This window comes from Methylobacterium sp. J-026 (assembly GCF_022829585.1).
GTDB lineage: Bacteria > Pseudomonadota > Alphaproteobacteria > Rhizobiales > Beijerinckiaceae > Methylobacterium.
On record NZ_JAKSYC010000287.1, the window covers coordinates 1 to 845 of the forward strand.

Here is an 845-nt window from a genome sequence, read left to right on the forward strand (position 1 = left end):
GACTTCGCGCGAGACATCTGTGATCGCAGACACGCAACCGTCCTGACCCGTCGACGTGCGGCCGGCACGCGTACCTGAACCGTCGGGCTTCTCCTGCGGCGGCATCACCGACGTGGCCTGCGCGTAGCGCCGGCGGTGGCCCCAGTCGCGCTTGGAGTCGATGTTGCCGAGCCGCAGCTCCTTATGCCCGCCCCGCTTGATCCGCGCCACCGCGTCCGTGACCTTGCGGGTCACGAACTCGACGCCCCGCAGCGGGCTCTCGTGGTTGAACAGGATCCCGTTCGAGGCGTGCGCAGCCACCAGCCGGGCGAGCTGCTTGGGCATGCTCTCCCGCGAGGCCGGCCACAGCCGCGTCCCCGTCCCGCCGCACAGGATCACGGGCCTGACAGTTTCGGTGGATCGGGACACCTGAAGGACTCCAGGATTGGGCGTCGGATCCCGCCGCCCGCGCTGGACGGGTGCAGGATCCGCCGCAAGACGGCAAGGGTGGATCGGTTCAGGCGTTGGCGCTGAGGCGCTTGATGTCGGCGTCGACCATCTCGGTGATGAGATCCTCGAGGCTGGTCTGCGCCGCCCAGCCGAAGGTCGCCTTTGCCTTGGCCGGGTCGCCCAGCAGCACCTCGACCTCCGCCGGACGGAAGAAGGCCGGGTCGATCACCAGGTGGTCGTCGATGTTCAGCCCGACATGCTTGAACGCGATCACGCACATGTCCCGCACCGTCGTCGTGCGGCCGGTGGCGATCACGTAATCGTCCGGCTTCTCCTGCTGCAGCATCAGCCACATCGCCTGCACGTAGTCCCGGGCGTGGCCCCAGTCGCGCTTGGCGTCGATGTTGCCGAGCCGC

The 845-nt window shown here is 68.6% G+C and carries 2 protein-coding genes; both read right to left on the reverse strand.

The window, feature by feature from the left end; all coding sequences use genetic code 11:
* On the reverse strand, positions 1-408 hold a 408-nt coding region (locus MKK69_RS24850), incomplete at its 3' end, for a GDP-mannose 4,6-dehydratase (protein WP_409564876.1).
* An 88-nt stretch (positions 409-496) separates the two neighbouring features.
* A partial coding sequence (locus tag MKK69_RS24855; RefSeq protein WP_243965969.1) for a GDP-mannose 4,6-dehydratase occupies positions 497-845 on the reverse strand: 349 nt, incomplete at its 5' end.